At 70.4% G+C, this 25,451-nt stretch carries 24 protein-coding genes; 17 read left to right on the top strand and 7 right to left on the bottom strand.

Annotated features, from left to right (window positions below):
- Window positions 1–16: 16 nt before the first annotated feature.
- The 10 genes from ACIGJI_RS08410 (at window position 17) to ACIGJI_RS08365 (ending at window position 10,973) form a co-directional block, all read left to right on the top strand.
- A complete protein-coding gene (locus ACIGJI_RS08410) occupies window positions 17–1,681 on the top strand; it encodes an ABC transporter substrate-binding protein (protein ID WP_363444966.1) in 1,665 nt (554 codons plus the stop codon).
- Between the two features lie 165 nt (window positions 1,682–1,846).
- The gene (locus ACIGJI_RS08405; RefSeq protein ID WP_363444964.1) at window positions 1,847–2,671 is read left to right on the top strand and encodes an ABC transporter ATP-binding protein; all 825 of its coding nucleotides are present in this window, start codon (window positions 1,847–1,849) and stop codon (window positions 2,669–2,671) included.
- Window positions 2,668–3,474: an ATP-binding cassette domain-containing protein gene (locus ACIGJI_RS08400; RefSeq protein WP_363444962.1), complete on the top strand. Its 807-nt coding sequence runs from the start codon at window positions 2,668–2,670 to the stop codon at window positions 3,472–3,474. Before ACIGJI_RS08405 ends, ACIGJI_RS08400 begins: the two co-directional genes overlap by 4 nt.
- On the top strand, window positions 3,471–4,559 hold the full coding sequence (locus ACIGJI_RS08395; RefSeq protein WP_363444960.1) for an ABC transporter permease: 1,089 nt from the start codon (window positions 3,471–3,473) through the stop codon (window positions 4,557–4,559). The genes ACIGJI_RS08400 and ACIGJI_RS08395 overlap by 4 nt, the downstream gene beginning before the upstream one ends.
- A gap of 1 nt (window position 4,560) precedes the next feature.
- Window positions 4,561–5,709: an ABC transporter permease gene (locus ACIGJI_RS08390; protein WP_363444958.1), complete on the top strand. Its 1,149-nt coding sequence runs from the start codon at window positions 4,561–4,563 to the stop codon at window positions 5,707–5,709.
- Window positions 5,709–7,961, top strand: a complete 2,253-nt coding sequence (locus tag ACIGJI_RS08385; protein WP_366244203.1) for a glycoside hydrolase family 3 N-terminal domain-containing protein — start codon at window positions 5,709–5,711, stop codon at window positions 7,959–7,961. Before ACIGJI_RS08390 ends, ACIGJI_RS08385 begins: the two co-directional genes overlap by 1 nt.
- A 157-nt stretch (window positions 7,962–8,118) precedes the next feature.
- Entirely contained in the window at window positions 8,119–8,445 is a 327-nt protein-coding gene (gene fdxA, locus ACIGJI_RS08380; protein ID WP_025103996.1) for a ferredoxin, read from the top strand.
- Window positions 8,442–9,791, top strand: coding sequence for an FAD-dependent oxidoreductase (locus ACIGJI_RS08375; RefSeq protein ID WP_363444954.1), 1,350 nt, complete (start codon window positions 8,442–8,444; stop codon window positions 9,789–9,791). The genes fdxA and ACIGJI_RS08375 overlap by 4 nt, the downstream gene beginning before the upstream one ends.
- Window positions 9,788–10,324: a flavin reductase family protein gene (locus ACIGJI_RS08370; protein ID WP_187663063.1), complete on the top strand. Its 537-nt coding sequence runs from the start codon at window positions 9,788–9,790 to the stop codon at window positions 10,322–10,324. Before ACIGJI_RS08375 ends, ACIGJI_RS08370 begins: the two co-directional genes overlap by 4 nt.
- Before the next feature lie 22 nt (window positions 10,325–10,346).
- On the top strand, window positions 10,347–10,973 hold the full coding sequence (locus ACIGJI_RS08365) for a superoxide dismutase (RefSeq protein ID WP_363444952.1): 627 nt from the start codon (window positions 10,347–10,349) through the stop codon (window positions 10,971–10,973).
- A 93-nt stretch (window positions 10,974–11,066) separates the two neighbouring features.
- Here ACIGJI_RS08365 and ACIGJI_RS08360 read toward each other — a convergent pair whose 3' ends face one another.
- On the bottom strand, window positions 11,067–11,333 hold the full coding sequence (locus ACIGJI_RS08360; protein WP_187663064.1) for a metal-sensitive transcriptional regulator: 267 nt from the start codon (window positions 11,331–11,333) through the stop codon (window positions 11,067–11,069).
- 93 nt (window positions 11,334–11,426) lie between these two features.
- Between ACIGJI_RS08360 and ACIGJI_RS08355 the strand changes: the two genes are divergently transcribed.
- Complete coding sequence (locus tag ACIGJI_RS08355) at window positions 11,427–11,591, top strand: hypothetical protein (RefSeq protein ID WP_315638026.1); 165 nt, start codon at window positions 11,427–11,429, stop codon at window positions 11,589–11,591.
- Window positions 11,588–13,222: an FAD-dependent oxidoreductase gene (locus tag ACIGJI_RS08350; RefSeq protein WP_363444949.1), complete on the top strand. Its 1,635-nt coding sequence runs from the start codon at window positions 11,588–11,590 to the stop codon at window positions 13,220–13,222. Before ACIGJI_RS08355 ends, ACIGJI_RS08350 begins: the two co-directional genes overlap by 4 nt.
- A gap of 104 nt (window positions 13,223–13,326) precedes the next feature.
- Here ACIGJI_RS08350 and ACIGJI_RS08345 read toward each other — a convergent pair whose 3' ends face one another.
- The 3 genes from ACIGJI_RS08345 to ACIGJI_RS08335 form a co-directional block, all read right to left on the bottom strand.
- Window positions 13,327–14,334 carry a LacI family DNA-binding transcriptional regulator gene (locus tag ACIGJI_RS08345; protein WP_187663066.1) on the bottom strand — a complete coding sequence of 336 codons (1,008 nt, stop codon included), beginning with the start codon at window positions 14,332–14,334 and terminating at the stop codon, window positions 13,327–13,329.
- A 68-nt stretch (window positions 14,335–14,402) separates the two neighbouring features.
- Entirely contained in the window at window positions 14,403–16,064 is a 1,662-nt protein-coding gene (locus ACIGJI_RS08340) for a glycoside hydrolase family 13 protein (RefSeq protein WP_363444947.1), read from the bottom strand.
- 173 nt (window positions 16,065–16,237) lie between these two features.
- Entirely contained in the window at window positions 16,238–17,134 is an 897-nt protein-coding gene (locus ACIGJI_RS08335) for an SDR family oxidoreductase (RefSeq protein ID WP_101847638.1), read from the bottom strand.
- Window positions 17,135–17,349: 215 nt separating this feature from the next.
- On the opposite strand from ACIGJI_RS08335, the gene ACIGJI_RS08330 reads away from it, so the two are divergent.
- A complete protein-coding gene (locus tag ACIGJI_RS08330) occupies window positions 17,350–18,606 on the top strand; it encodes a hypothetical protein (protein WP_259955275.1) in 1,257 nt (418 codons plus the stop codon).
- A 97-nt stretch (window positions 18,607–18,703) separates the two neighbouring features.
- Here the strand turns inward: ACIGJI_RS08330 and purQ are convergent, their stop codons facing one another.
- The 3 genes from purQ to ACIGJI_RS08315 form a co-directional block, all read right to left on the bottom strand.
- Complete coding sequence (purQ, locus tag ACIGJI_RS08325) at window positions 18,704–19,411, bottom strand: phosphoribosylformylglycinamidine synthase subunit PurQ (RefSeq protein ID WP_187663069.1); 708 nt, start codon at window positions 19,409–19,411, stop codon at window positions 18,704–18,706.
- Window positions 19,408–19,656, bottom strand: coding sequence for a phosphoribosylformylglycinamidine synthase subunit PurS (gene purS, locus ACIGJI_RS08320; RefSeq protein WP_050304938.1), 249 nt, complete (start codon window positions 19,654–19,656; stop codon window positions 19,408–19,410). The genes purQ and purS overlap by 4 nt, the downstream gene beginning before the upstream one ends.
- Window positions 19,657–19,811: 155 nt before the next feature.
- Entirely contained in the window at window positions 19,812–20,342 is a 531-nt protein-coding gene (locus ACIGJI_RS08315) for an adenine phosphoribosyltransferase (RefSeq protein ID WP_363444945.1), read from the bottom strand.
- A gap of 233 nt (window positions 20,343–20,575) precedes the next feature.
- Here ACIGJI_RS08315 and ACIGJI_RS08310 point away from each other — a divergent pair, with 233 nt between their 5' ends.
- From ACIGJI_RS08310 to ACIGJI_RS08295, 4 genes are all read left to right on the top strand, one after another.
- Window positions 20,576–21,892: an ABC transporter substrate-binding protein gene (locus tag ACIGJI_RS08310; RefSeq protein ID WP_363444943.1), complete on the top strand. Its 1,317-nt coding sequence runs from the start codon at window positions 20,576–20,578 to the stop codon at window positions 21,890–21,892.
- Between the two features lie 94 nt (window positions 21,893–21,986).
- Window positions 21,987–23,027, top strand: a complete 1,041-nt coding sequence (locus tag ACIGJI_RS08305) for a carbohydrate ABC transporter permease (protein ID WP_187663072.1) — start codon at window positions 21,987–21,989, stop codon at window positions 23,025–23,027.
- The gene (locus tag ACIGJI_RS08300; protein WP_259952927.1) at window positions 23,024–23,914 is read left to right on the top strand and encodes a carbohydrate ABC transporter permease; all 891 of its coding nucleotides are present in this window, start codon (window positions 23,024–23,026) and stop codon (window positions 23,912–23,914) included. Before ACIGJI_RS08305 ends, ACIGJI_RS08300 begins: the two co-directional genes overlap by 4 nt.
- Before the next feature lie 5 nt (window positions 23,915–23,919).
- Complete coding sequence (locus tag ACIGJI_RS08295; protein ID WP_363444941.1) at window positions 23,920–25,350, top strand: GH1 family beta-glucosidase; 1,431 nt, start codon at window positions 23,920–23,922, stop codon at window positions 25,348–25,350.
- Window positions 25,351–25,451 lie beyond the last annotated feature (101 nt).

The following is a 25,451-nucleotide window of genomic DNA, read 5'->3' as shown; positions in this document are numbered from 1 at the left end:
TGCCCAAGGAGAAGCAATGAAGCTCACGAAAACCCTGATCGCCGCCAGCGCGGTCGCCGTCCTCGGCGTCTCCGCGCTCGCCGGATGCTCGGCCGGAGGGGGCGACGACGCCGCCGCGGGCGAGGCCGTCGCCCTCACCATCGCCAAGCCGGACGGCGCCATCACCACCGAGTCGAACAACCCGTACGTCGGAGACTCGTCCGCCTCGAAGTACGGCTACGGAAAGGTCGTCTTCGAGACCCTCGGCCTCGTCAACCAGACCGGAGACCGCGGGGTCACCCCCTGGCTCGCGGAGAGCATCGAGTGGAACGACGACTACACCGCCGTGACCGTCGTGCCCCGCCCCGACGTCACCTGGAGCGACGGGGAGCCGTTCACCGCCGACGACATCGTCTACTCGTACGAGCTCGTCTCCACGCCCGCGCTGGACACGGCCGGTCTGAAGTTCGAGGGCGCCACCGTCGACGGCGACGCGGTCACCCTGACGTTCGGCGAGTCGAAGTACGTCAACCAGGCGCGCGCCCTGCACGTGCCGATCGTTCCGAAGCACATCTGGGAGAACCTCGACGACCCCGCCACCGATCCCGTCAAGGGCGACGACCTCGTCGGCACCGGCCCCTACGCCCTCTCCAACTGGTCCACCGAGTCGGTCACGCTCACCGCGCGCGACGACTACTGGGGCGGCGACCTCGCCGTGCCCGAGCTGCACTACGTCTCCTACGGCGACAACACCGCGCTGACCACGGCCCTCGCCCAGGGCGAGGCGGACTGGGCGCAGGCGTTCATCCCGCAGATCCAGGAGCAGTTCCTCGACGCCGACCCCGAGCACAACAAGTTCTGGGCCGCCCCGACCACCGGCTCGGCGACGCTCTTCATGAACCTGCAGCAGAAGCCGTTCGACGACCCGACGTTCCGCCAGGCCCTCGCCTGGGTCATCGATCGCGACGCCTACGTGGACATCGCCCGGGAGGGCGCCAGCGAGCCGGTCTGGTCGGTGACCGGACTGTCGTCGATCCTGGACGACGAGATCCAGCCCGAGTTCGAGGGCCAGGAGTACGCCGTCGACGCCGAGAAGGCGCGGGATCTGCTGGAGTCAGCCGGGTACACCTGGAAGGACGACGCGCTGATCGATCCGGACGGCGCCCCCGTCTCGTTCACGCTGTCGGTGCCCTCGGGCTGGAGCGACTGGAACACGGCACAGGAGCTCATCGCGGAGGATGTGACCGAGGCCATCGGTGCCGAGGTGAAGATCGACATGCCCGACTGGGGCGGCTGGCAGGTCCCGCGTGACGAGGGCACGTTCTCCGCGATCATCCACTGGCTGGAGGACAGCGGCACCGCTTACGGCCTCTACACCTCGACCATGGACCCCCGCTGGATCTCCCCGGAGGGCATCGCCGGGTTCAACTTCGGCCGCTTCGAGGACCCGGAGGCCACGGCGGCGCTGAACAGCTACGCCAACGCGTCGTCGGACGAGGAGCGCACCACCGCCCTCACCACGCTGCAGGAGATCTTCGTCGAGCAGGTGCCCGCCATCCCGCTCGGCGCGCACCCGCTGCTGGGGGAGTTCAACACCCGGAACTACGTGGGCTGGCCCTCCGAGGAGGACCCGTACGCCTCGGCCGATCCGACCCAGCAGAACATCGTGCAGATCCTCACCAAGCTGGAACTCGCTGACTAGGGCTTCGACAGGCTCAGCCACCCACGGCGGGGCTTCGACAGGCTCAGCCACCCACGGCGGGGCTTCGACAGGCTCAGCCACCCACGGCGGGGCTTCGACAGGCTCAGCCACCCATCTGGGTCCCTGAGCCTGTCGAAGGGCCCGCCCCCCTCGAAGGACACCCCCATGTCAGATCCCCTGCTCACCGTGCGCGACTTCTCCGTCGTGTACGACGTCGACCCGCCCGTCGCGGCGGTGAAGAACGTCACCCTCCAGCTGCAGCGCGGCGAGATCCTCGGACTCGCCGGCGAGAGCGGCTGCGGCAAGACGACGCTCGCGTACGGCGTCCAGCGCCTGCTGCGTGCCCCGGCCGTCATCACCGGCGGCAGCGTGACATTCCACGACGTGACCGGTGTCGACATCGACATCAACGCGCTGGACGTCGACGCGATGCAGCGGTTCCGCTGGGACAAGGTGTCGATGGTGTTCCAGGGGGCGATGAACGCCCTCAATCCGGTGGCGACGGTCGGATCGCAGCTGGAGGACGTGTTCGAGATCCACCGACCCGACATGACCCGGAAGCAGCGCCGAGCCGAGGCGGAGGAGCTGCTCGAGATCGTGAAGGTCGGGCGTGAGCGTGCTCGCTCCTTCCCGCACGAGCTGTCCGGAGGCATGCGGCAGCGCGTCATGATCGCGATGGCCCTGGCGCTGCGGCCGCAGCTCATGGTGATGGACGAGCCCACCACGGCGCTCGACGTCCTCGTGCAGCGGGAGATCCTCACGCAGATCTCGCAGCTGCGGCACGAGTTCGGGTTCTCGGTCGTCTTCATCACGCACGACCTCCCCCTCCTGCTGGAGATCAGCGACCGGATCGCGATCATGCGCGAGGGAGAGATCATCGAGCTCGATACGGCAGAGCGCATCTGGACGCAGCCCGAGCACGAGTACACGAAGACCCTGCTGTCGTCGTTCCCCCGGCTCACCGGGGAGAGAAGAGTGCTGGTGCGATGACCACCCTCGAATTCCGTCACGTCACGAAGGCGTACAACGTCCGAGGCGCCGGCCAGATCAAAGCCCTCGACGACGTGAGCTTCACGCTGACATCCGGGCAGACGATCGGCCTGGTCGGACAGTCCGGCAGCGGCAAGTCCACGATCGCGAAGATCCTCACCCAGCTCGAGACCCCGACCGCCGGCGACGTGCTGCTAGACGGCGCGCCGGTCCCGCGCCGCGGCCGCGGACTGCGGAGATATCGGCAGCAGCTGCGGATGGTCTTCCAGGACCCGTTCGCCTCCCTCAACCCCTCGCACTCCATCCGGTACCACCTGGAGCGGCCCCTCCGTCTCGACGCCGTCGTGCCCAGAGCGGAGACGGAGGCCGAGGTGCGCCGGCTCCTGGAGCGCGTGCACCTCGACCCGGATGCGGTGATCGACCGCCGACCGCACGAGCTCTCCGGCGGGCAGCGTCAGCGCGTCGCCATCGCGCGGGCGCTCGCCTCCCGGCCGTCACTCCTCGTCGCCGACGAGCCCGTCTCCATGCTGGACGTCTCCATCCGGCTCGGGGTGCTCACCCTCCTCGCCGATCTGCAGCGTGAGGAAGGGCTCGGCGTGCTCTACATCACCCACGACCTCGCCACCGCACGCCACTTCAGCGACGAGATCATGGTCCTCAACCAGGGCCGGGTCGTCGAGTACGGCACGGCGGACGACGTGATCCTCAATCCGCAGGACCCCTACACCCGCGCTCTGCGCGCCGCATCGCCCGACCCGGAGAAGCACTTCGCGTCGGCGGCATCGAACGGAGGTGCGCGGTGAGCACGGCTTTTCCGCAGCTCGACGACAACGACCTCATCGCGCAGGGCGCACGGGAGGCGGGGACGACCGCGACGACGGTGGACCGCGGGACCCGGCGCGTGCCCTGGCGCTTCTTCGCCGGACGCGCCGCGTTCTACCTCTTCACGCTCTGGGCCGCGATCACCATCAACTTCTTCCTGCCGCGGCTGATGAAGGGCGACGCGGTGACGTCCTACCTCGCCCGCAACCGCACGGTGAGCCCGGAGGCCGCCGACGCCCTGCGCATCCTGCTGGGGATCGACACCGACAAGAGCCTCTGGCAGCAGTACCTCGAGTACTGGGGCATGCTGCTCCGCGGCGACCTCGGCATCTCGACCCTGCACGGGCTGCGGCCGGTGGCCGAGGTGCTGGGGGCGGCGTTGCCCTGGACACTGGGGCTGGTGGGCATCGCGACGATCATCTCGTTCGCGCTCGGCACCGTCGCCGGCGCCATCGTCGGCTGGAAGCGCGGGAGCAAGCTCGACGCGATCATCCCGGTCACGACGTTCTTCAACACGATCCCGTACTTCTGGCTCGGACTCATCGCGATCGCGATCTTCTCCTCGACCCTGAAGTGGTTCCCCTCATCGCACGCCTACGACAAGGGGCAATCGCCGGAGTGGAGTCTCGACTTCATCGGCCAGGTGATCATGCACGGCACGCTGCCGGCGCTGACCATCGTCGTCGCCTCGCTCGGCGGCTGGGTCCTCGGCATGCGCAACATGATGCTGACGGTGCTCGACGACGACTACATCACGGTCGCGCAGGCGAAGGGCATGCCCAACAAGCGGGTGCTCTGGGGCTACGCCGCCCGCAATGCGGTGCTGCCGCAGATCCAGAGCTTCGCGCTGTCGATCGGCTTCATCGTGGGCGGCACCATCGTGATGGAGATGGTGTTCAGCTATCCGGGTGTCGGCAAGCTGCTGCTCGACGCGACCAACGCCAAGGACTTCGCCCTCATGCAGGGTGTGTTCCTCGTGATCACGCTGTCGGTGCTCGTGGCCAACATCCTCGCCGATGTCGTCTACGCCTACCTCGACCCGCGCACGCGCCAGATGGAGTCCTGACATGACCGTTCCCACCACCGCAGCGACGACAGCGCCGGACGGATCGACCGTCGTCTCCGGCATGCCCGAGACCGCCACGCTGCGCACCCCGCCGACGGGAGCGCCGCCGCGCAAGACGTTCTGGTCGCAGCTCGCGCAGGCGTTCGCGATGTTCCGCAACCCGAAGTCCATCGCGGGGCTGATCATCCTCGGGGCGTTCGTGCTCATCGCCGTCCTCGCCCCCTGGATCGCCCCGTACGGCCCGACGCAGAAGGACCGCTCCGCGCTCCGGCAGCCGCCGTCCTGGGAGCACTGGCTCGGCACCACGCACATGGGCGAGGACGTCCTGAGCCAGATCATCTACGGCACGCGCGGGGTCATCGTCGTCGGCTTCCTCGCCGCCTTCATCGCCACGGCGATCGCGATCACCATCGGCGTCATCGCGGGCTACGTGCGCGGGTGGCGGAGCGAGTCGCTGTCGGCGCTGACGAACGTGTTCCTCGTCATCCCCGGCATCCCGCTCATCATCATCATCGCCTCCCAGTTCGACAACCCGCCGCTCATCGTGATCGCCGCCGTGCTCGGGCTGACCGGGTGGGCGTGGGGAGCCCGCGTGCTGCGCGCGCAGACCATGTCGCTGCGCAACCGCGACTTCATCCAGGCCGCCCGCGCGAACGGCGAGCCGCTGCGCCGCATCATCACGGTAGAGATGCTCCCGAACCTCATGGCGCTCATCGCCTCGAGCTTCGTCGGCACCGTGACCGCGGCCATCCTCGGCCTCACCACTCTGGCCTTCATCGGCGTGATCCCGGTCAGCAACCTGAACTGGGGGACGATCCTGTTCTGGGCGCAGCAGAACGGCGCGTTCCCGCGGCTGTGGTGGTGGTATGTGCCGGCCGGGCTCTGCATCGCGATCATCGGCGTCGCGCTCTCGCTCATCAACTTCGGCATCGACGAGTACGTCAACCCGCGCCTGCGCTCGGCGGGAGAGCGGGCCAGGGCGATGAAGAAGAAGGGGCTCAACGTGAACGACGCCGTCACGGCCGTCCGCAGCGTGCCCCTGCCGGAGAAGAGCCCCGATCCCGTATCGTCGGCGACTTCGCCGGGCGCTTCCGGCACCACCGACTCCTCGAACACCGCGACACCGCACACGAACCAGAACACGAAGTGATGACCTCTCAGACTCTGACCACGCAGCTCCCGTACCAGGACCCCGCTCTCTCGATCCCCGAGCGCGTGGCCGACCTCCTCAGCCGCATGACGCTGGAGGAGAAGGTCGGGCAGATGCTCCAGCTCGACGCCCGCGACGACATCGACGACCACGTGCTCCGGCGGTACGCGGGCTCGATCCTGCACGCCTCGGACGAGCGTCTGCGGCGGGCTGCCGTCCTGGTCGCGCAGACCCGACTCGGCATCCCGCTGCTCGTGGGCGAGGACTGCATCCACGGCCACTCCTTCTTCCCCGGTGGCACGATCTACCCGACGCAGCTCGGCATGGCGGCCTCGTGGGATCCGGCGCTCGTCGAGCGTGTGGCGCGGGCGACGGCCGAGGAGGTCGCCGTCACCGGCATCCACTGGACGTTCTCGCCGGTGCTCTGCATCGCCCGCGACCTGCGCTGGGGGCGGGTGGGGGAGACCTTCGGGGAGGACCCGTTCCTCATCGGGGAGCTGGCTTCGGCCATGGTGCGCGGCTATCAGGGTGACGGGCTCGACGACCCCACCGCGATCCTCGCCACGGCCAAGCACTTCGCCGGCTACTCGGAGACGCAGGGTGGACGCGACGCGAGCGAGGCGGACATCTCCCCGCGCAAGCTGCGCTCCTGGTTCCTGCCGCCGTTCGAGCGGGTCGCCCGCGAGGGCTGCCGGACGTTCATGCTCGGCTACCAGACGACGGACGGGGTGCCCATCACGCTGAACGAGTGGCTGCTCAGCGACGTGCTCCGTGGCGAGTGGGGCTACACCGGCACGCTCATCACCGACTGGGACAACGTGGGCCGGATGGTGTGGGAGCAGCGGGTGCAGCCCGACCTCACGCATGCGGCGGCCGCCGCGGTGCGCGCAGGGAACGACATGGTGATGACCACGCCCGGGTTCTTCGAGGGGGCGCTGGACGCGGTCGCCAGGGGGCTGCTGCCGGAGGACGCGTTCGACGACGCGGTCTCCCGCATCCTCACGCTGAAGTTCGAGCTCGGACTCTTCGAAGACCCCCGGCTACCCCGCGACGACGTGTCCGCCGTGGTCGGCAGCGCCGCGCATGCGGAGCTCAACCTCGAGATCGCGCGCCGCTCGCTCGTGCTCCTCGAGAACGACGGCCTGCTGCCGCTGGACCCGGCGGCACCGCTGCGAGTGGCGGTGACCGGGCCGCTCGCGGACGACGCGCAGACGCAGCTCGGCGACTGGGCGGGCGGCTCGGGCCAGGCGGGCTGGCTCGACGGACAGCCCCGCGAGATGATCACGACCGTGCTCGACGGCCTCCGCGCGGTCGACGCGTGGACGGTCACGCACACGCGCGGCGCCGACATCCTCACGCTCGCCGACGACCCCCGCGGCACGCACTTCCCGGACAACCAGCCGCGTCCTCCCGTGGTGCAGCCGTGCCCGCCGGATCCCGCGCTGATCGCGGAGGCGGTGGCCGCCGCCGAGGCCGCGGACGTCGTGGTCGCGGTGGTGGGCGATCGCATCGAGCTCGTGGGTGAGGGACGGTCCACGGCCACGCTGGAGCTCATCGGCGGCCAGAACGCCCTGCTCGATGCGTTCATCGAGACCGGGACGCCCGTCGTCGTGGTGCTGCTGGCATCCAAGCCTCTCGTGCTCCCGCCTTCGGTGCAGCGCGCGGCGGCCGTCGTATGGGCGGCCAACCCGGGCATGCAGGGCGGACGGGCGTTCGCCGACATCGTCACGGGTGCCGTGGAGCCCTCGGGGCGGCTGCCGATCTCGTTCGCGCGGCACGTCGGACAGCAGCCGACCTACTACAACCAGATCCGCGGCCAGCACGGCGACCGCTACGCCGACCTCACCCAGGCGCCCGCGTGGGCCTTCGGCGAGGGCCGGTCGTACACGACCGTGGCGTACGCGGACCTGGAGCTGGAGCAGACGGAGCTGCGCCTCGGCGGCACCGTGGTGGGGCACGTGACCGTGACGAACACGGGGGACCGGCCCGTCCGCGAGACCGTGCAGGCCTACGTGCGGGACGAGGTGACGAGCGTGAGCTGGACCGATCGTGAACTGAAGTCCTTCCGGCAGGTCGAGCTCGCGCCGGGGGAGAGCGCCCGCGTGCGGATCGAGGTCCCCGTCGCGGACTGCACGATCGTGACCGCCGCCGGCGTCCGGACCGTGGAGCCCGGTGCCTTCACGCTCCTCGTCGGCCCCAGCTCCCGCGAGGAGCACCTCCTCCCCGCCCCCTTCGAGATCTCCCCGTCCTGATTCCCCGAGACCCCGCTTCCCCGCCGAGACCCCGTCGTATCCGCGCGGCGGCGGCGGGGTCTCGGCGCGAGGCCGGGGTCTCGGCGCCTCGATTTGACCTCAAGTGCACTTGAGGTTTTACGGTGGAAGGCGTGAGTGGGACAGAGAAGAAGTCGCGATGACGTACGTGATCGCGCTGCCGTGCGTCGACCTCAAGGACAAGGCCTGCATCGACGAATGCCCCGTCGACTGCATCTACGAGGGCGAACGGTCGCTCTACATCCACCCGGATGAGTGCGTGGATTGCGGGGCGTGCGAGCCGGTGTGCCCCGTCGAGGCGATCTACTACGAGGACGACCTCCCCGACGAGTGGCAGGACTACTACAAGGCCAACGTCGAGTTCTTCGACGAGATCGGCTCGCCCGGCGGCGCCGCCCGCACCGGACTCATCCGGCACGACCACCCCCTCATCGCCGCGCTCCCGCCGCAGGAGGTGCACGAGTGACCCCGCGCATCGCCATCGTCGGCGCGGGCCCCGCGGGCATCTACGCCGCCGACCTCCTCCGGGCGCAGGTGCCGGAGGCGGCCATCGACCTGTACGAGAAGCTCCCCGCCCCGTACGGCCTCGTCCGCTACGGCGTCGCCCCCGACCACCCGCGCATCCGCAAGATCATCGATGCGCTGCACGACGTACTCCTCCAGCCCGGCATCCGGCTGCGCGGCAACGTCGAGGTCGGCGTCGATGTGACGGTCGACGAGCTCCGCCGGGCGTACGACGGCGTCGTCATCGCGACCGGAGCCGACCGCGACGTGGCGTTCGACGTGCCGGGAGCCGACCTGTCCGGATCGTACGGAGCCGCGGAGTTCGTGGCCTGGTACGACGCGCACCCCGACGTCGCCCAGGGCTGGGGTCCGGAGGCGGAGTCCGTGGCCGTGCTCGGCGCAGGCAACGTCGCGCTCGACGTCACGCGCATCCTCTCGAAGCACGCCGCGGCGCTGGAGTCGACCGACACCCCCGACCACATCCTCGACGCGCTCGCCGCGAGTCGGATCCGCGACGTGCACCTCTTCGCCCGCCGTGGCCCGGCCGATGTGCGCTTCTCGGCCCTGGAGCTGCGCGAGCTGGGCGAGCAGCACGACGTGGAGGTGATCGTCGATCCCGCCGATCTCGAGCTCGACGACCACGCCGCCCGCATGCTGGAGCAGTTCTCCCAGCGCCGCATCATCGTGCGCACCCTCAGGGACTGGGCGGAGCGTCCGTCCGCCGGGGCCTCCCGGCGCATCCACCTGCACTTCCGGCATCGACCCGTCCGCGTCCTCGGTGCGGACCGCGTGGAGGGCATCGAGTTCGAGCGCACCGCGTCCGATCCGCTCGGACGCATGGTCGGCACCGGCGAGCTCGTGCGCTACGAGGTCGGCGCCGTCTACCGGGCGATCGGCTACCTCTCCTCGCCCGTGCCCGGTGTGCCGTTCGACGCGGCACGGGGCATCGTGCCGAATGCGGAGGGGCGGGTGCTCGATGCCGACGGCACGCCCGTCCCCGGCCTCTACGCCACCGGCTGGATCAAGCGCGGGCCGATCGGACTCATCGGCTCGACCAAGTCCGACGCCGCACAGACCGTGCAGCATCTCGTCGAGGACCTCGCTGCCACTCCGTCCGCCCGCATCGACCGGGACCCGCCCCTGGACCTCCCCGGCGTGGTGGACTGGGAGGGTTGGTTGCGCATCGACGAGGCCGAGCGCCGCGCCGGAGCCGTCCGCGGCCGGGAGCGCACGAAGCTCGTCGACCGCGCGGCCATGCGCGCCCACGCGACCCCCACCCCCATCCCTCTCGAGGAGAGCACCCGATGACCCGCGACCCGCACACCACCCCGCACCCCGCCGCTCCGGTGCCCACGCCGGTCGGAGAGGGGCTCAAGGCGGCGTTCCGCACCCACCCCGCCGGTGTCGCCATCATCACGGCGCAGGGTCCGGACGGCCCCGTCGGCCTCACGGCGTCGAGCGTGTCGTCGGTCGCGGTCGATCCGGCGGCCATCGTGTTCTCGGTGACCAGGGCGACCGGAAGCGCCGGGGCCATCCTCGGCGCGGAGACCTTCGTCGTGCATCTCATCGACGACGAGCACTCCGCGCTCGCCCAGAGCTTCGCGGTGAGCGGTTCCGAGCGCTTCACGCCCGAGCAGGGCTGGACGACGCTGCCGACCGGGGAGCCGCACCTGGCGGAGGCCAGGGTCGCGTTGCGCTGCCGAGCGATCCAGACCGTGCCCGTCGGCTCGTCGACCGTGGTGATCGCCGAGGTGCTCGAGGTGCTCGCGGGCCGCCCCGCCCGCCCGCTCGTCTACATCGACCGCCGATTCCACGCCCTGTCCCACGACACCGCCCTCTGATCCCGTCACGAAAGGAACAACCATGTCCACTCCGTACACGCTCCCCGAGCTGCCCTACGACTACTCCGCGCTGGAGCCGCACATCTCCGGCAAGATCATGGAGCTGCACCACTCCAAGCACCACCAGGCCTACGTGACCGGCGCGAACACGGCGCTGGAGCAGCTCGCGGCGGCCCGGGACAGCGGCGACCTCGGAGCGGTGAACAAGCTCGAGAAGGACCTCGCGTTCAACCTCGGCGGCCACATCAACCACTCCGTGTTCTGGCAGAACCTCTCGCCGGAGGGCGGCGGGGCTCCGGAGGGCGAGCTCTCGGCGGCCCTGGCGGACTCCTTCGGGTCGATCGACGGCTTCCGCGCGCACTTCACCGCGACGGCGCTCGGCGTGCAGGGCTCCGGGTGGGCCGTGCTCGCCTGGGACTCGGTGGGGGCCCGCCCCGTGATCTTCCAGCTCTTCGACCAGCAGGGCAACGCGCCGCTCGGCGTCATCCCGCTGCTGCAGCTCGACGTGTGGGAGCACGCCTACTACCTCGACTACCTCAACGTGCGGGCGGACTACGTCAAGGCGTTCTGGAACCTCGTGAACTGGCCCGACGTGCAGCGCCGCTTCGAGACGTCGCGCACCGCGACCGCGGGTCTCCTCGTCCCCTGATCCCCTCTTCGCCGACCCGGCCCCTTGCGTGCGCCCCGGCCCGTTGCGATCGTCCGCAACGGGCCGGGGTGGCCGCGAGGGGCCGGGTCGCGTTCAGGCGAGGGTGAGGAAGAGCTTCTCCAGGTCGGGGAGCGGGACGGCGTCGTCCTGCGCGGGGTCCTCCAGGCAGGTCTTCATGGCGGAGGCGATGATCTGGAACCCCGCCTTGTCCAGGGCGGAGGTCACGGCGGCGAGCTGCGTGACGACGGCCCGGCAGTCACCGCCGCTCTCGACCGCGGCGATCACGGCGCCGAGCTGTCCCTGTGCGCGCTTGAGACGGTTGGCGATCTTGCGCTGCGTGTCGATGTCGACGGTGGTCATGGTCACTCCCTGAAGGCCGGCTGTGCGCTCCACTATACCCCCGGGGGTATAGTGTCTGCATACCCACCGGGGTATCGAGTGAGGAGAGAACACATGTGTCGAGCAGTCCGTTGCCGTACCTGCGGGAAGACCACCTGGGCGGGGTGCGGTCAGCACGTCGACGCCGTCCGCCGCACCGTGCCGGCATCGGACTGGTGCGCGGGCCATCCGAAGGACGAGGCCAAGAGCGGTCTCCTGGCCCGGCTGTTCGGCCGATGAGCGCGCCACTCCGCGTCGTCATCGTCGGCGGTGTCGCCGGCGGCATGTCGGCGGCGACCCGGCTCCGACGCCTCGACGAGTCCGCGGACATCGTCGTCTTCGAGCGCGGGCCCGAGGTCTCCTACGCCAACTGCGGTCTGCCCTACTACGTGGGCGGCGTGATCGAGGAGCGCCACGCCCTCCTGCTGCAGACCCCGGAGTCGCTGCACCGCCGCTTCCGGCTGGACGTCCGCGTCCGTCACGACGTCGTCGGCATCGACACCGCGCGCAAGACGGTCGAGGTCGTCGATCTCGACAGCGGCCACCGGAGCACCCACCCGTACGACCGCCTCGTGCTCGCCACCGGTGCCCGGCCCCGCGGCGACGAGCCGACCGGAGCCCTCCCCGCGCGGAGCCTGCGGACCGTGGCGGATGCCGATGCGATCGAGGCCGCCCTCCGCCCCGGACTGCCGGTGGTCGTCGTCGGCGGCGGATACACGGGACTCGAGGCCGTCGAGAACCTCGTCGCCCGGGGCGCCGCGGTGGCCCTGGCGCAGCGCGGTGCCCAACTGCTCGGGCCGCTGGATCCGGAGATGGCCGCCCCCCTCGCAGCCGAGGTCCGGCGCCGCGGGGTTGACGTGCGACTCGGCGTCGAGGTCGTGGCCACGGCCGCGGATTCCGTGACCCTGAGCGACGGTGCCACCCTCCCTGCGGAGTTCCTCGTCGACGCCTCCGGGGTCGTGCCCGAGGTCGGACTCGCCCGCACCGCCGGGATCCGCCTTGGCGAGACCGGCGGAATCGCCGTCGACGAGGCCTGCCGCACCAGTGCGCCCGACGTCTTCGCGGCCGGCGACGGCGTCGAGAAGGCCGACCTCATCGGCGGTGGTGCGGCACTCGTGACCATGGCCGGTCTCGCCAACCGCCACGGCCGGATGGTCGCCGACGTCATCGCGGGGCGGGAGGAGTCAGCGCGCCCCGCGCTCGGCACCGGCATCGTGCAGGTGTTCGGCCTGGCCGCCGCGAAGACCGGATGGAGCGAGAAGCAGCTCCGTGCCGCGGGCCGCGACTTCTACGCCGTGCATGTGCATCCGGCGTCGCACGCCGGCTACTACCCGGGCGGGGAGACCCTCTCGATGAAGCTGCTTGCCGACCCCGCCACCGACCGCATCCTCGGGGCGCAGATCGTGGGTCGTGACGGCGTGGACAAGCGGATCGACGTCATCGCGACGGCGCTGCAGGCGGGCGTCACGGCCGCCGGTCTCGCGCACCTCGAGCTCGCGTATGCCCCGCAGTTCGGCTCGGCGAAGGACGCCGTGAACATCCTCGGCTACGTCGCCGAGAACACCCGCAGCGGCACCACGCCGACCCTCCAGTGGCACGAGCTCGACGACGCCCTGCAGGCGGGCGCAGCCCTCATCGACGTCCGCTCCGCGGGCGAGTATGCGAACGGCGGCATCCCCGGCGCGCGGAACATCCCGCTCGACGAGCTGCGCGACCGCCTCGACGAGCTGCCGGACGGGCCCCTCGTGGTGCACTGCCAGGTCGGTCTCCGGGGGCACATCGCCACCCGGCTGCTGCGGCAGCACGGGCGCGAGGTGCGCAATCTCGACGGCGGCTACCGCACCTGGCGGGACGCGACCGCAGAGTGCTGAGCTCGACGCGTTCACAACTCAGGAGAACCGGCGCACCTGCGCCCGTCAGGGCCGGAACCGCGGTCTCTGCGCGCCGTACTCCTGAGTTGTGAACGCCACCCGGCTCAGACGAGCCGGGCGGTCGTGCCGCGGACGTTGAGCTCGTACGGCAGGGCGGCGGGCGGGCGCACGGCTTCCGGGTCGGTGAGCTTCGCGAGGACCGCGTCGGCCGCCCGTTCGCCCTGTCCGAGCGGGAACTGGTCGACCGTGGTGAGGCGGAAGAACTCGCCGAGCTCATGGCCGTCGATGCCCACGATGGACAGGTCCCCCGGCACCGCGAAGCCGAGGTCGCGCGCGGCGAGGAGCGCCCCGATCGCCATCTCGTCCGACGCGGCGAACACCGCGGTGGGACGCGGCCCCGGACGCCCGAGGAGCTGCTTCGCGGCGCGGTAGCCGCCCTCCACCGTGAAGTCCGCGGGCTCCAGGAACGCGGGGTTCAGGGGGATGCCGGCCGTGGCCAGTGCCCGCTCGAACCCGAGTCGTCGGTTCGTGGGGATGTGGAAGTCGATGTCGAACTCGGGGTTCGCGCCGATGTGGGCGATCTCGGTGTGGCCGAGGCCGAGCAGGTGCTCCGTCGCGAGCTGCGCCACGGCGACGTCGTCGACCGTGAGCGTGTCGAGCTTCGGATTGGGGCCGCCGATCGCGATGACGGGTAGGCCGAGGTCGAGGAGCTGCTGGGTCTCGTCCTCGTCCAGCTCGATGGACACGGCGATCACGGCGTCGACCCGCTGGCGGCGCAGGAACGTGTCGAACACGTGGCGGCGCACGTCCTTGTCGGCGGTGATGTTGTAGAGCGTGATGTCGTAGCCGGCCCGCATCAGTGCCGCGGAGACCCCGGACAGCACGGTGCTGAAGAACCAGCGGTCGAGGAACGGCACCACGACTCCGATGTTGCGGGTGCGCCCCGACGCGAGGCTCGAGGCGCGGGAGGAGACCACGTATCCGAGCGAGGCGGCGGCGGCCTGCACGCGCTCGCGCGCGGACTCCGACACGTGCCCGCGGCCGCTCAGCGCGCGCGAGACCGTCGCGGTGGAGACCCCGGCGAGCCGGGCGACCTCGTCGATGCTCGCCATCGTCGTTCCTTCGGATCGGAGACGCCCGTGCCGCGCCCCGGGTGGAGCGCGCCACGGGCGCCGCGGTGTCAGGCCGTGGTGTACCAGACGGCGGTGTCGACCGGGACCTGGGCGCCGTCGAAAGGCTGGCTGCGGAGCAGGACGACCGCGCCTTCCGGAAGGTCGAGCGGAGCCGTGCCGAGGTTCGCCAGCACGTGGACCTCACCGCGACGGAAGGCCACGGCGTCGGGGCCGGCGTCCTGCCACACCAGCGACCCGGTGCCGAATCCGAACTCGCGACGACCGGCGAGCAGGCGCTTGTACAGGGCCAGGGTCGACGCCGGGTCGACCTCCTCGACGTCCCGGGCGTAGGCCGCCCAGTCCGCGGGCTGCGGGAGCCACGAGAGTCCGGTGTCGTTGAAGCCGAACGCCGGGGCCTCCGCCTCCCACGGCAGCGGCACACGGCAGCCATCGCGGCCGTAGCGCTCGCCGTTCGTGCGGAACCAGGTCGGGTCCTGACGGTACTCGTCCGGGATCTCCATGGCCTCGGGCAGTCCGAGCTCTTCACCCTGGTAGAGGTAGGCGGAGCCGGGGAGCGCGAGCATCAGCGTGGTGGCCGCGCGGGCGCGGGCGAGGCCGATGGCCGTGTCCGGCTTGTCCGGGGTGTTCGGGCCGATGCCCTCGCCCTGCGGGTTGTCGATCGTGAGCGCCAGGCGCGTGGCGTGCCGCACGACGTCGTGGTTCGACAGCACCCAGGTGCTCGGTGCACCGACCGCGCCGAAGGCGTCCAGCGACTCACGGATCACGTCGCCGAGCGCCTTCGCGTCCCACGCCGTCATCAGGTACGGGAAGTTGAAGGTCTGGTGCATCTCGTCCGGACGCACCCAGAGCGCGGTCTCCTTCAGCGTCGGCATCCAGGCCTCGCCGCAGAGCGCGCGGTCGCCGTCGTACTCCGCGAGCACCTTGTGCCAGTCGCGGTAGATCTCGTGCACGCCGTCCTGGCCCCAGTACGGCACGTTCGACTCGCCGCCGCCCATGGAGTCCGCGTCGGTGGGCGGTGTGTAGTCGGGGAGGCCCTCGGTCTTGATCATGCCGTGGGCCACATCGACCCGGAAGCCGTCGACACCGCGGTCGAGCCAGAAGCGCAGGATCGAGCGGAACTCCTCCTGCACCTCCTCGTTGTTCCAGTCGAAGTCGGGCTGCGTGGCGTCGAAGATGTGCAGGTACCACTGACCCGGCGTGCCGTCGGCCTCGGTGACGCGCTGCCACATGCCGCCGCCGAACACCGACTCCCAGTTGTTCGGGGGCAGTTCGCCGTTCTCACCGCGGCCGTCGCGGAAGATGTAGCGTGCGCGCTCCGGGCTGCCCGGCGCGGCCTTGAGCGCCTCCTGGAACCAGGGGTGCTGGTCGGACGAGTGGTTCGGGACGAGATCGACGATCACGCGGATGTCGCGGGCGTGGGCCTCGGCGAGCATGAGGTCGAAGTCGGCGAGCGTGCCGAACAGCGGGTCGACGTCGCGGTAGTCGGCCACGTCGTAGCCGGCGTCGCGCTGCGGGCTCGTCATGAACGGGCTGAGCCAGATCGCGTCGACGCCGAGCTCCTGCAGCGAGTCGAGGCGACTCGTGATGCCGGGGAGGTCGCCGATGCCGTCGCCCGACGCGTCCGCGAAGGAGCGGGGGTAGATCTGGTAGATGACGGCGCTGCGCCACCACTCGGAACCGGGGGCTGCGATCTGTTCGAGCTGTGCCATGCGATCAGGCTACTGCAAACGCTTACAGTCCCGCCACCACAGGTATCGAAACGGTTCGGCGATCCCTTTCGCCCTCTCCGCCGACCCACCCCTTTCCGTCCGACCCACCCCCTTGCGGACGGCCGGAGGGGGCCGGGAGGAACGGAAGGGGGTGGGTCGACAGGGGATGAGAGTCAGGGGGTCGGCATGCCGCCGTTGACGTTCAGGGTCTCGCCGAGGACGTAGCTCGACTCCGGGGAGGCGAGGAAGACGTACGCGGGGGCGAGCTCCGCGGGCTGACCCATCCGGCCGAGCGGAGTGTCCTGGCCGAACTGGTCGATCTTCTCCTGCGGCTGCCCGTCACTCGGCTGCAGCGGGGTCCAGATCGGTCCGGGCGCTACGGCGTTCACGCGGATGCCCTTGGGTGCGAGCTGCTGGGCGAGGCCCTTCGTGAACGCGTTGATGGTCGACTTGGTCGACGCGTAGTCGACGAGGATGTCCGACGGCGAGTAGGCCTGGATGGAGGTCGTGTTGATGATCGTCGACCCCGCGGGGAGGTGCGGCAGGGCGGCCTTCGTGATCCAGAACATCGCGTACACGTTGGTCTTGAACGTGTCGTCGAACTGCTCGTCCGTGACGTCGGTGAGGGACTCCTGGAAGACCTGCTTGCCGCCGTTGTTGACGAGGATGTCGAGTCCGCCGAGCGCCGCGACGGCCTCGGCCACCAGGGTCCGGCAGTACTCCGGGTCGCGCAGGTCGCCGGGGATGGTGGCCACGGTGGCACCCGCCTCGCGGAGGATCCCGGCGATGCGGCTGGCGTCTTCCTCCTCTTCGGGGAGGTAGGAGATCGCGACGTCGGCCCCCTCGCGAGCGAACGCGATGGCGGTGGCCGCGCCGATGCCGGAGTCGCCGCCTGTGATGAGCGCCTTGCGTCCGGTCAGTCGTCCGGTGCCGCGGTACGACTCCTCGCCGAGGTCGGCCTTCGGGGTGAGGTCCGCGTCGAGACCGGGCTCGCGCATGTGCTGCTTCTGCGGCTGGATGTCGGCGTAGAGCTCGACCGGGTTGGTGAAGGTGTACTGGTCGCGGGACATGGGGTGTCCTTTCCGGGAGGTCGGGGACGGGAGGACCATCGTGCGCCTCGCGCTCCGGGTCCGGCAAACGCCTTGCACGCGTCCGGTCGCTTTGGTACACGCGCATGTGGCCGAAAGACACTTCCCCTCGAGCCTCCTGTCATGACAGGGTGGCGACATCCCCCCGTGTCGCTCGCGGCATGTCCCCCGGGGGGTCCTGCCGTCGAGAGGTCGTGATGTCCGCTTCCGCCCGCCGATCCGCGCCCTGGGCGGTCGTCGCCGCCCTCGTCGTCGGCGCCGTGCTCGTCGGTGCCGCCCCCGCCGTGTCCGATGCGTTCGGCACGCGCGTGCAGCCCCCGGCCGACCCGGTGAACGACCCCGCCGCTTCGGTCGCGCTCGCCTACGAGTTCCTCGACGCCCGGGTCGACGAGTTCTGCGACGGCGAGGGCCGGTGCCTGCCGCGCAGCTACGAGGGCGGATTCTTCACCACGCCGTCCTGGGACTTCACGCCCTCCTTCGTCTACGACGACGCCCTTGTCGTCATCGCCTACACCGCCCGCGGTCTGCCGGACGACCTGCGCCGCGCGCAAGCTGTCGCGGACACCCTCCTCTTCGTGCAGGAGAACGACCCGGTCGCCGACGGCCGCGTCCGCACCTCGTACGAGCCGCACGGCATCCGTCAGGGCCGGATGGAGATCACCGGACCCGGCACCTTCACCGGCAACCAGGCCTGGGTGGGTATGGCGCTCGCCCGCCTCTTCCACGCCACCGGCGAGACGCGGTATCTCGACGGCGCGGTGCGCATCGCGGAGTGGATCCAGGACAACACCGCCGACATGACCCGCGCGCCCTACGGCTACACCGGTGGGCAGACCGATGCCGGGGTGCCGCTGGAGTGGAAGTCCACCGAGCACAACAGCGACATCGCCGGGTTCTTCACGCAGCTCGCCCAGCTCACGGGCGACGCGGTGTGGGCGGAGCGGGCGGCGGTGGCCGCAGGCTTCGTCGCGGCGATGCAGAGCGCCGACGGGCACGTGGACACCGGGACACTGCTGGACGGCAGCACGATCAACACCCGCCCGATCCCGCTCGACGCGCAGACGTGGAGCCTCCTCGGCACCGGGGACGCCCGGTACGGAGCGGCCGTCGACTGGACGCTCGCGCACCTCGTGGCCCAGGACGGTCCCTACCGAGGCCCGTCGATCAGTGACGTGGACGTGTCCAAGGTCTGGTTCGAGGGGAGCGGACACCTCGCCCTCGCGCTGCAGGAACGCGGGGCCCCTGGTGACCAGGCGCGCGCGGAGGAGCTGCTGGCCGACATCCGACTGGTGCAGCGCGACGCGGCGAACGGCGACGGCAAGGGCATCGTGGCGACTTCGACCGACGGACTCGACTCCGGCTTCGGCGACCTCTACTACGCGAGCCTGCACACCGGCACGACGGCCTGGTACCTGCTCGCGGCCGTGGGCGACAACCCCTTCCGTCTCCCCTGACCTCGTCCGTCGACCCGGCCCCTTGTGGTCGACCCGGCCTCGTCAGTGCGCCCGCAAAGGGGTGGGACGCTCGCAGAGGGGTGGGTCGACGGAGGGGTCAGGCGGCGACGCGGGCGACGGCGGCGATCGCGCTCGTGAAGAAGTCGAGACCGTCCACCCCGCTGCGCATCGCGACGGCGGTGTCCGGACCGAAACCGGGCTCCGTGGCGTGCTCGGGGTGCGGCATCAGTCCCACGACGTTGCCGGCCTCGTTCGTCAGCCCCGCGATGTCGCGCAGGGAGCCGTTCGGGTTCACGCCGGCATAGCGGAACGCCACGAGACCCTCGCCCTCGATGCGATCGAGCGTCTGCTCGTCGGCGATGTAGCCGCCGTCCGCGTTCTTCAGCGGGATGATGATCTCCTGGCCGGTGCGGAAGGCGTTGGTCCACGCGGTGTCGGCGTTCTCGACCGTGAGCTTCTGGTCGCGGCGGACGAAGTGCTGGTGCCCGTTGCGGATCAGGCCGCCGGGGAGCAGGTGCGCCTCGACGAGCATCTGGAAGCCGTTGCAGATGCCGAGGACGGGCATGCCCTTCGCGGCAGCGTCCTTGACCTCGCTCATGATGGGCGAGAGCGCGGCGATGGCGCCGGCGCGCAGGTAGTCGCCGTAGCTGAAACCGCCGGGGAGGACGAGGGCGTCGACGCCCTCGAGGTCGTGCGAGCCGTGCCACAGGGCGACCGGCTCGGCTCCCGCGATGCGGACGGCGCGCTGCGCGTCGACGTCGTCCAGCGAGCCGGGGAAGGTGACGACGCCGATGCGGACGGTCACTCCGCCACCTCGACGCCCACGACGTCTTCGATCACGGAGTTCGACAGGACCTCGTCGGCGAGGCGACGAGCCTCGGCGAGGACCTCGTCGGTGACCTCGCCCTCGACCGTGAGCTCGAAGCGCTTGCCGATGCGGACGTCGGTGAAGCCCTCGACGCCGAGGCGGGCGAAGGCGCCGGAGACGGCCTTGCCCTGCGGGTCGAGCAGTTCGGGCTTGGGCATGACGTCGACGACGATGGTGGGCATGACGGCTCCAAGAGTCGCGGGCGGACGGGCGGTTTCAGTCTACCGGCTCGCCGATGCTCCGCCGAGACCCCGGGCTCCCGTCCAGACCCCGCCCTGCGCCCGCCGCTACATCGGGGTGTCGGCGGGAAACCGGGGTCTCGGCGTCAGAGGGGGGGTCAGGAGTGGAAGACGGTGTGGAGGTCGCCGATCGCCTCGCGGCCGCCGAGGCCGTCGATCTCGAAGAGCACCGAGATGCCGGCGACGTGGCTGCCGAGGCGCTCGACGAGCTCGCGACCGGCGGCCAGGGTGCCCCCGGTCGCGAGCACGTCGTCGATGAGGAGCACGCGGGAGCCCGCGGGCAGATCGTCGTGCATCTCGATGGTCGCGGTGCCGTATTCGAGGGCGTAGTCGACGGATGCCGCGGGCCGGGGGAGTTTGCCGGCCTTGCGGATCGGGATCAGTCCGACGCCTGCGGCGATGGCGGCCGCCCCGGCGAGGATGAAGCCGCGAGCCTCGATGCCGGCCACCACGTCGAACTGCCCCGCGAAGGGCTCGATGATCGCCTCGCTCGTCACGCGGAGGGCCTCGGCGTCGGCGAGGAGCGGCGTGATGTCGCGGAAGATGATGCCGGGCTCCGGGTAGTCCGGGATGCTGCGGATCAGGGATTCGGCGCGGGTGAGGGCGGGGGAGAGGGTGGCTTCGGGCACCGGACAAGGGTACGCCGCGTTCACAACTCCGGAGAATTCGCGGGCTCCGGGCCGGCGGCGGTCGAACGGCGGCATCGGATCCCGATTCTCCTGAGTTGTGAACGGGGACCGGCCTGCACCCGGCACCCTTGACATCGTGGGAGCGCTCCCATAGAGTTCACGGAAGTTCGTGGGAGCGCTCCCACGACTCACCCACGCACCACCACCCGCACGAACCCACAAAGGAGTGAACCGTGAACTCACGTGCCCGCACCCGGATCCTGGCGACAGCCGCCGTGGCATCCGTCTCCGCTCTCGCCCTGGCCGGCTGCTCCGGCAGCACCGGCGGCGACGGCGACAGCGGCGGCAGCGCCGACGAGAAGGTCACACTGACCGTCACCACCTTCGGCACCTTCGGCTACGACGACCTCTACGAGGAGTACGAGAAGGCGCACCCGAACGTGACGATCGAGGCCACCAACATCGACACCGGCGGCAACGCCCGCACCGACGCCTTCACCAAGATCGCCGCCGGCTCCGGCCTCAGCGACATCGTCGCGATCGAGGAGGGCTGGCTCGGCGCCATCATGGACGTCTCCGACACCTTCGTCGACCTGCGCGACTACGGCATCGAGGACCGCAAGGACGACTGGGTCGACTGGAAGTACGGTCAGGCCACCGACGCCGAGGGCCGCGTCATCGGCTACGGCACCGACATCGGCCCGAGCGGCATCTGCTACAACGGCGCCGCCTTCGAGGCCGCCGGCCTGCCCAGCGACCGCGAGTCCGTCGCCGAACTGCTCAACGGCGACTGGGAGAACTACTTCCAGGTCGGTGCCGACTACACCGAGAAGACCGGCAAGGCCTGGTACGACCACTCCGGCTTCGTCTGGAACGCCATGGTCAACCAGCTCGACGAGGGCTACTACACCGCCGACGGTGAGCTGAACGTCGAGGGCAACGACGAGCTCCAGGAGCGCTTCGAGCTCCTCGGTGCCGCGACCGAGGGCGGTCAGTCCGCAGCGCAGACCGCGTGGGACTGGAACGGCGGCAAGTCGTTCGTCGACGGCACCTTCGCCACCTTCGTCTGCCCCGGCTGGATGCTCGGCGTCGTGCAGGGTCAGGTCGAGGCCGGCGGCGGCGACGCGTCGACCGGCTGGGACTTCGCCGACGTGTTCCCCGGCGGCGCGGCCAACTGGGGCGGCGCGTTCCTGTCGATCCCGGAGTCCTCGGAGCACAAGGAGGCCGCGGCCGAACTCGCCGACTGGCTGACGCAGCCCGAGCAGCAGGTGAAGCAGTCCGCCGCCGCGGGCAACTTCCCCTCGACCATCAAGGCGCAGGAGTCCCTCGCCGACGAAGCCACGCCCAACGCGTTCTTCAACGACGCGCCGACCGGCGCCATCCTCGCCGAGCGTGCCAAGGGCGTCGTCGCGCAGTTCAAGGGCGCCGACGACTCGGTGATCCAGGAGAACGTCTTCGGCCCGGCGCTGAGCGCACTCGACCGCGGTGAGACCGACACGCAGGGCGCCTGGGACCAGGCGATCGGCCTGCTGAACGACCTCGTCGGCTGATCATCTCGCTTCGACAGGCTCAGCGACCCCGAGTGGACGCCCAGCGACCCGAGTGGGTGGCTGAGCCTGTCGAAGCCCGGCAAAGGACACGCCCATGACCCTCACCGCCCCGCCGGCGGAGCCGCAGGCCGCCGCCCCCGTGGCGGCGGACGCTCCGCCGCGACGCTCCTGGCGCACCCGCGTCTCCCGTTTCGACCACCGCGCCTCTCCGTACTTCTACATCTCCCCGTTCTTCCTCCTCTTCGGGCTCATCGGCCTCTTCCCGCTGCTGTACACGGTGTGGGTCGCGGTGCACGAGTGGGATCTGTTGAAGGGCGAGGGGCCTTTCGTCGGCTTCGGCAACTTCGCGGCGATCCTCGGCGACGGCATGTTCTGGAACTCCATCCGGAACACGCTGAGCATCTTCCTGCTCTCCGCCATCCCGCAGCTCGCCGTCGCCCTGGTGATCGCGTACCTGCTGGACCGCGGACTGCGGACGCCGACGTTCTGGCGGATGAGCGTCCTCATCCCCTTCGTGGTGACGCCGGTCGCCGTGGCGATCATCTTCTCGAGCATCTTCAACGAGGCGGACGGGCTGGCCAACAACCTCCTCAACCTCGTCGGCATCGCCGATCAGCAGTGGAAGCACGACACGTTCCTGTCGCACATCGCGATCGCGGTCATGGTGAACTTCCGCTGGACCGGCTACAACGCCCTCATCCTCCTCGCCGCGATGCAGGCCGTGCCGCGCGACCTCTACGAATCGGCCGCCCTGGACGGTGCCGGGGCTGTGCGGCGGTTCTTCGCCATCACGATTCCCACCATCCGTCCGACGCTGATCTTCGTCATCATCACGGCGACCATCGGCGGCCTGCAGATCTTCGCCGAACCGCGTCTGTTCGACGTCTCCACCGCGGGCGGCATCGGCGGCAGCGATCGGCAGTTCCAGACCACGGTGCTGTTCCTCTGGGAGCTGGCGTTCTTCCGCCGGAACCTCGGCGAGGCCTCGGCCGTCGCGATCCTGCTGTTCCTCCTCATCGTCGCGATCGGCCTCATCAACTTCCTGATCTCCCGGCGCATCGCCACCGGAGACGCCCCGAAGAACCGCGCGGCCCGACGCCGCATCCGCCCGACCGGAAAGGAGGAGGCGCGATGACCGCCACCCAGGCCCTCAGCGTGCCGGAGCGGATCCGTCGCCGGCGCGGCGCCGCGAGCGGGAGCGCCGGCCTCGGCAGCCGCCCCGGCTTCCTCACCTACGGGCTCCTCGCGGCCTTCGTCATCGGCGGCGCCTACCCGCTGTGGTGGTCGTTCGTCGTGGCGAGCGGGACCAACGCGACCCGCGGTGAGACCCTGCCCCTCATCCCCGGCGGCAACTTCCTCGCGAACGCGGCGAAGGTGTTCGATGCGATCCCGTTCTGGCTCGCGCTCGGCAACTCGTTCCTCATCTCGACGATCATCACGATCTCCGTCGTCACGTTCTCGACCCTCGCCGGCTATGCGTTCGCGAAGCTGCGCTTCCGCGGGCGGGACGGCCTCATGGTGTTCGTGATCGCGACCATGGCCATCCCTACGCAGCTCGGCATCATCCCGCTGTTCATGCTGATGCGCGAACTCGGCTGGACGGGGACGATCGGGGCGGTGATCGTGCCGACCCTCGTCACGGCGTTCGGGGTCTTCTTCATGCGGCAGTACCTCGTGGACGTCATCCCGGACGAGCTCATCGAGGCCGCCAGGGTCGATGGCGCGAACCAGTTCCGCACGTTCCTCACCGTCGGGGTGCCCGCGGCGCGGCCGGCCATGGCGATCCTCGGATTGTTCACGTTCATGACCGCCTGGACCGACTACCTCTGGCCCCTGATCGTTCTCTCCCCCCAGAACCCGACGCTGCAGACGGCGCTCAGCCAGCTGCAGTCCGGCTATTACATCGACTACTCGATCGTGCTCACCGGCGCGGTGCTCGCGACCCTTCCGCTCCTCGTGCTCTTCGTGATCGCGGGGCGGCAGCTGGTCAGTGGCATCATGGCGGGCGCGGTGAAAGGATGACCCCTATGACGCGTGCCTTCCCCTCGGACTTCCTCTTCGGCGCGGCGACCGCGGCCTACCAGATCGAGGGTGCCGCCTTCGAGGACGGACGGACGGCCTCCATCTGGGACGCCTTCTGCCGGGTGCCCGGGGCCGTGGTCGGCGGCGACGACGGGGATGTGGCGTGCGACCACTACCACCGGTACCCGCAGGACGTCGCGCTGATGAAGCAGCTCGGGCTGCAGACGTACCGCTTCTCCACCTCGTGGTCGCGGGTGCGCCCGGACGGCGGCGCGGTCAACCAGGCGGGGGTCGACTTCTACAGCCGTCTGGTCGACGAGCTCCTCGCGGCCGACATCCTGCCCTGGCTCACGCTGTACCACTGGGACATGCCGCAGGCCCTGCAGGAGGTCGGCGGCTGGACGAACCGTGACGCCGTCGACCGCTTCCTGGAGTACGCGGGCACCATGCACGACGCCCTCGGCGACCGCGTGAACGTGTGGACGACCCTCAACGAGCCGTGGTGCTCGTCCTTCCTCTCCTACACCGGGGGCGAGCACGCCCCGGGGCACACGAGCGTCGCCGAGGGACTGCTGGCCTCGCACCACCTGCTCCTCGCGCACGGTGCGACGGTGCGCGAGCTCCGCGGTCGCGATGCCTCCCTCAACCTCGGCATCACGCTGAACCACACGGTCGCCGATCCCGCCGACCCGCAGAACCCCGCGGACGTGGACGCCGCCCGGCGGCTGGACGGCCAGTTCAACCGCTGGTTCCTCGACCCCATCTACCGCGGCGCGTATCCCGCCGACACCGTGGAGGACATCCGCGCGGTGGACCCCGACGCGGTCGCGCGGTTCGAGGCGGCGGTGCACGAGGGCGACCTCGATACGATCGCGCAGCCCATCGACACGCAGGGCGTGAACTACTACCACGGCGACCTCGTGTCCGGCACGGGGCCCGACGACGCCCCGGTCTCCAGCGGCCCGGAGACGGCGCACGTGACCCGGAGCCCGTACCCCTCGCACGAGGGCATCCACGCGGTCGAGCGCGGGCTGCCCCGCACCGCCCAGGGCTGGGAGGTCCAGCCGGAGGGACTCACGCGACTGCTGCAGCGGTTGTGGACCGAGTACGCCGAGCCCGCGGGAGTCGTGTTCTCGGTGACGGAGAACGGCGCGGCCTATGACGACACGGTCGTGGTGGCGGACGGGGAGACCCGGGTGCCCGATGCCGACCGCACCGCGTTCCTGCGCGCGCACCTCGACGCCGTGCTGGACGCCAGGGACAGCGGTGTGGACGTGCGCGGCTACTTCTACTGGTCCCTGTTCGACAACTTCGAGTGGGCGTGGGGGTACGACAAGCGCTTCGGGATCGTCCGCGTGGACTACGACACCCAGGAGCGGACGGTCAAGGATTCCGGCCGCGAGTACGCCCGGATCATCGCCGCGCGCTCCCTCTGATCCGTTCGAATCGCCCGATTGGCTCCATCCGCGGCCGAGATGGGACCAATCGGGCGATTCGAAGCGGGGATTTTCACGGGCGAGGGTCCGGGTGGATGAGA

The organism is Microbacterium sp. NPDC064978 (genome assembly GCF_044543605.1).
Taxonomy (GTDB): domain Bacteria; phylum Actinomycetota; class Actinomycetes; order Actinomycetales; family Microbacteriaceae; genus Microbacterium; species Microbacterium meiriae.
This window is presented reverse-complemented; position numbering and strand designations above follow the sequence as displayed.

What these genes read in the sequence shown, in the direction of transcription:
- ACIGJI_RS08410 (WP_363444966.1), top strand. Translation starts at nt 17, where the DNA reads ATGAAGCTCACGAAAACCCTGATCGCCGCCAGCGCGGTCGCCGTCCTC.
- ACIGJI_RS08405 (WP_363444964.1), top strand. Translation starts at nt 1,847, where the DNA reads ATGTCAGATCCCCTGCTCACCGTGCGCGACTTCTCCGTCGTGTACGAC.
- ACIGJI_RS08400 (WP_363444962.1), top strand. Translation starts at nt 2,668, where the DNA reads ATGACCACCCTCGAATTCCGTCACGTCACGAAGGCGTACAACGTCCGA.
- ACIGJI_RS08390 (WP_363444958.1), top strand. Translation starts at nt 4,561, where the DNA reads ATGACCGTTCCCACCACCGCAGCGACGACAGCGCCGGACGGATCGACC.
- ACIGJI_RS08385 (WP_366244203.1), top strand. Translation starts at nt 5,709, where the DNA reads ATGACCTCTCAGACTCTGACCACGCAGCTCCCGTACCAGGACCCCGCT.
- fdxA (WP_025103996.1), top strand. Translation starts at nt 8,119, where the DNA reads ATGACGTACGTGATCGCGCTGCCGTGCGTCGACCTCAAGGACAAGGCC.
- ACIGJI_RS08370 (WP_187663063.1), top strand. Translation starts at nt 9,788, where the DNA reads ATGACCCGCGACCCGCACACCACCCCGCACCCCGCCGCTCCGGTGCCC.
- ACIGJI_RS08365 (WP_363444952.1), top strand. Translation starts at nt 10,347, where the DNA reads ATGTCCACTCCGTACACGCTCCCCGAGCTGCCCTACGACTACTCCGCG.
- ACIGJI_RS08360 (WP_187663064.1), bottom strand. Translation starts at nt 11,333, where the DNA reads ATGACCACCGTCGACATCGACACGCAGCGCAAGATCGCCAACCGTCTC.
- ACIGJI_RS08355 (WP_315638026.1), top strand. Translation starts at nt 11,427, where the DNA reads ATGTGTCGAGCAGTCCGTTGCCGTACCTGCGGGAAGACCACCTGGGCG.
- ACIGJI_RS08350 (WP_363444949.1), top strand. Translation starts at nt 11,588, where the DNA reads ATGAGCGCGCCACTCCGCGTCGTCATCGTCGGCGGTGTCGCCGGCGGC.
- ACIGJI_RS08345 (WP_187663066.1), bottom strand. Translation starts at nt 14,334, where the DNA reads ATGGCGAGCATCGACGAGGTCGCCCGGCTCGCCGGGGTCTCCACCGCG.
- ACIGJI_RS08340 (WP_363444947.1), bottom strand. Translation starts at nt 16,064, where the DNA reads ATGGCACAGCTCGAACAGATCGCAGCCCCCGGTTCCGAGTGGTGGCGC.
- ACIGJI_RS08335 (WP_101847638.1), bottom strand. Translation starts at nt 17,134, where the DNA reads ATGTCCCGCGACCAGTACACCTTCACCAACCCGGTCGAGCTCTACGCC.
- ACIGJI_RS08330 (WP_259955275.1), top strand. Translation starts at nt 17,350, where the DNA reads ATGTCCGCTTCCGCCCGCCGATCCGCGCCCTGGGCGGTCGTCGCCGCC.
- purS (WP_050304938.1), bottom strand. Translation starts at nt 19,656, where the DNA reads ATGCCCACCATCGTCGTCGACGTCATGCCCAAGCCCGAACTGCTCGAC.
- ACIGJI_RS08305 (WP_187663072.1), top strand. Translation starts at nt 21,987, where the DNA reads ATGACCCTCACCGCCCCGCCGGCGGAGCCGCAGGCCGCCGCCCCCGTG.
- ACIGJI_RS08300 (WP_259952927.1), top strand. Translation starts at nt 23,024, where the DNA reads ATGACCGCCACCCAGGCCCTCAGCGTGCCGGAGCGGATCCGTCGCCGG.
- ACIGJI_RS08295 (WP_363444941.1), top strand. Translation starts at nt 23,920, where the DNA reads ATGACGCGTGCCTTCCCCTCGGACTTCCTCTTCGGCGCGGCGACCGCG.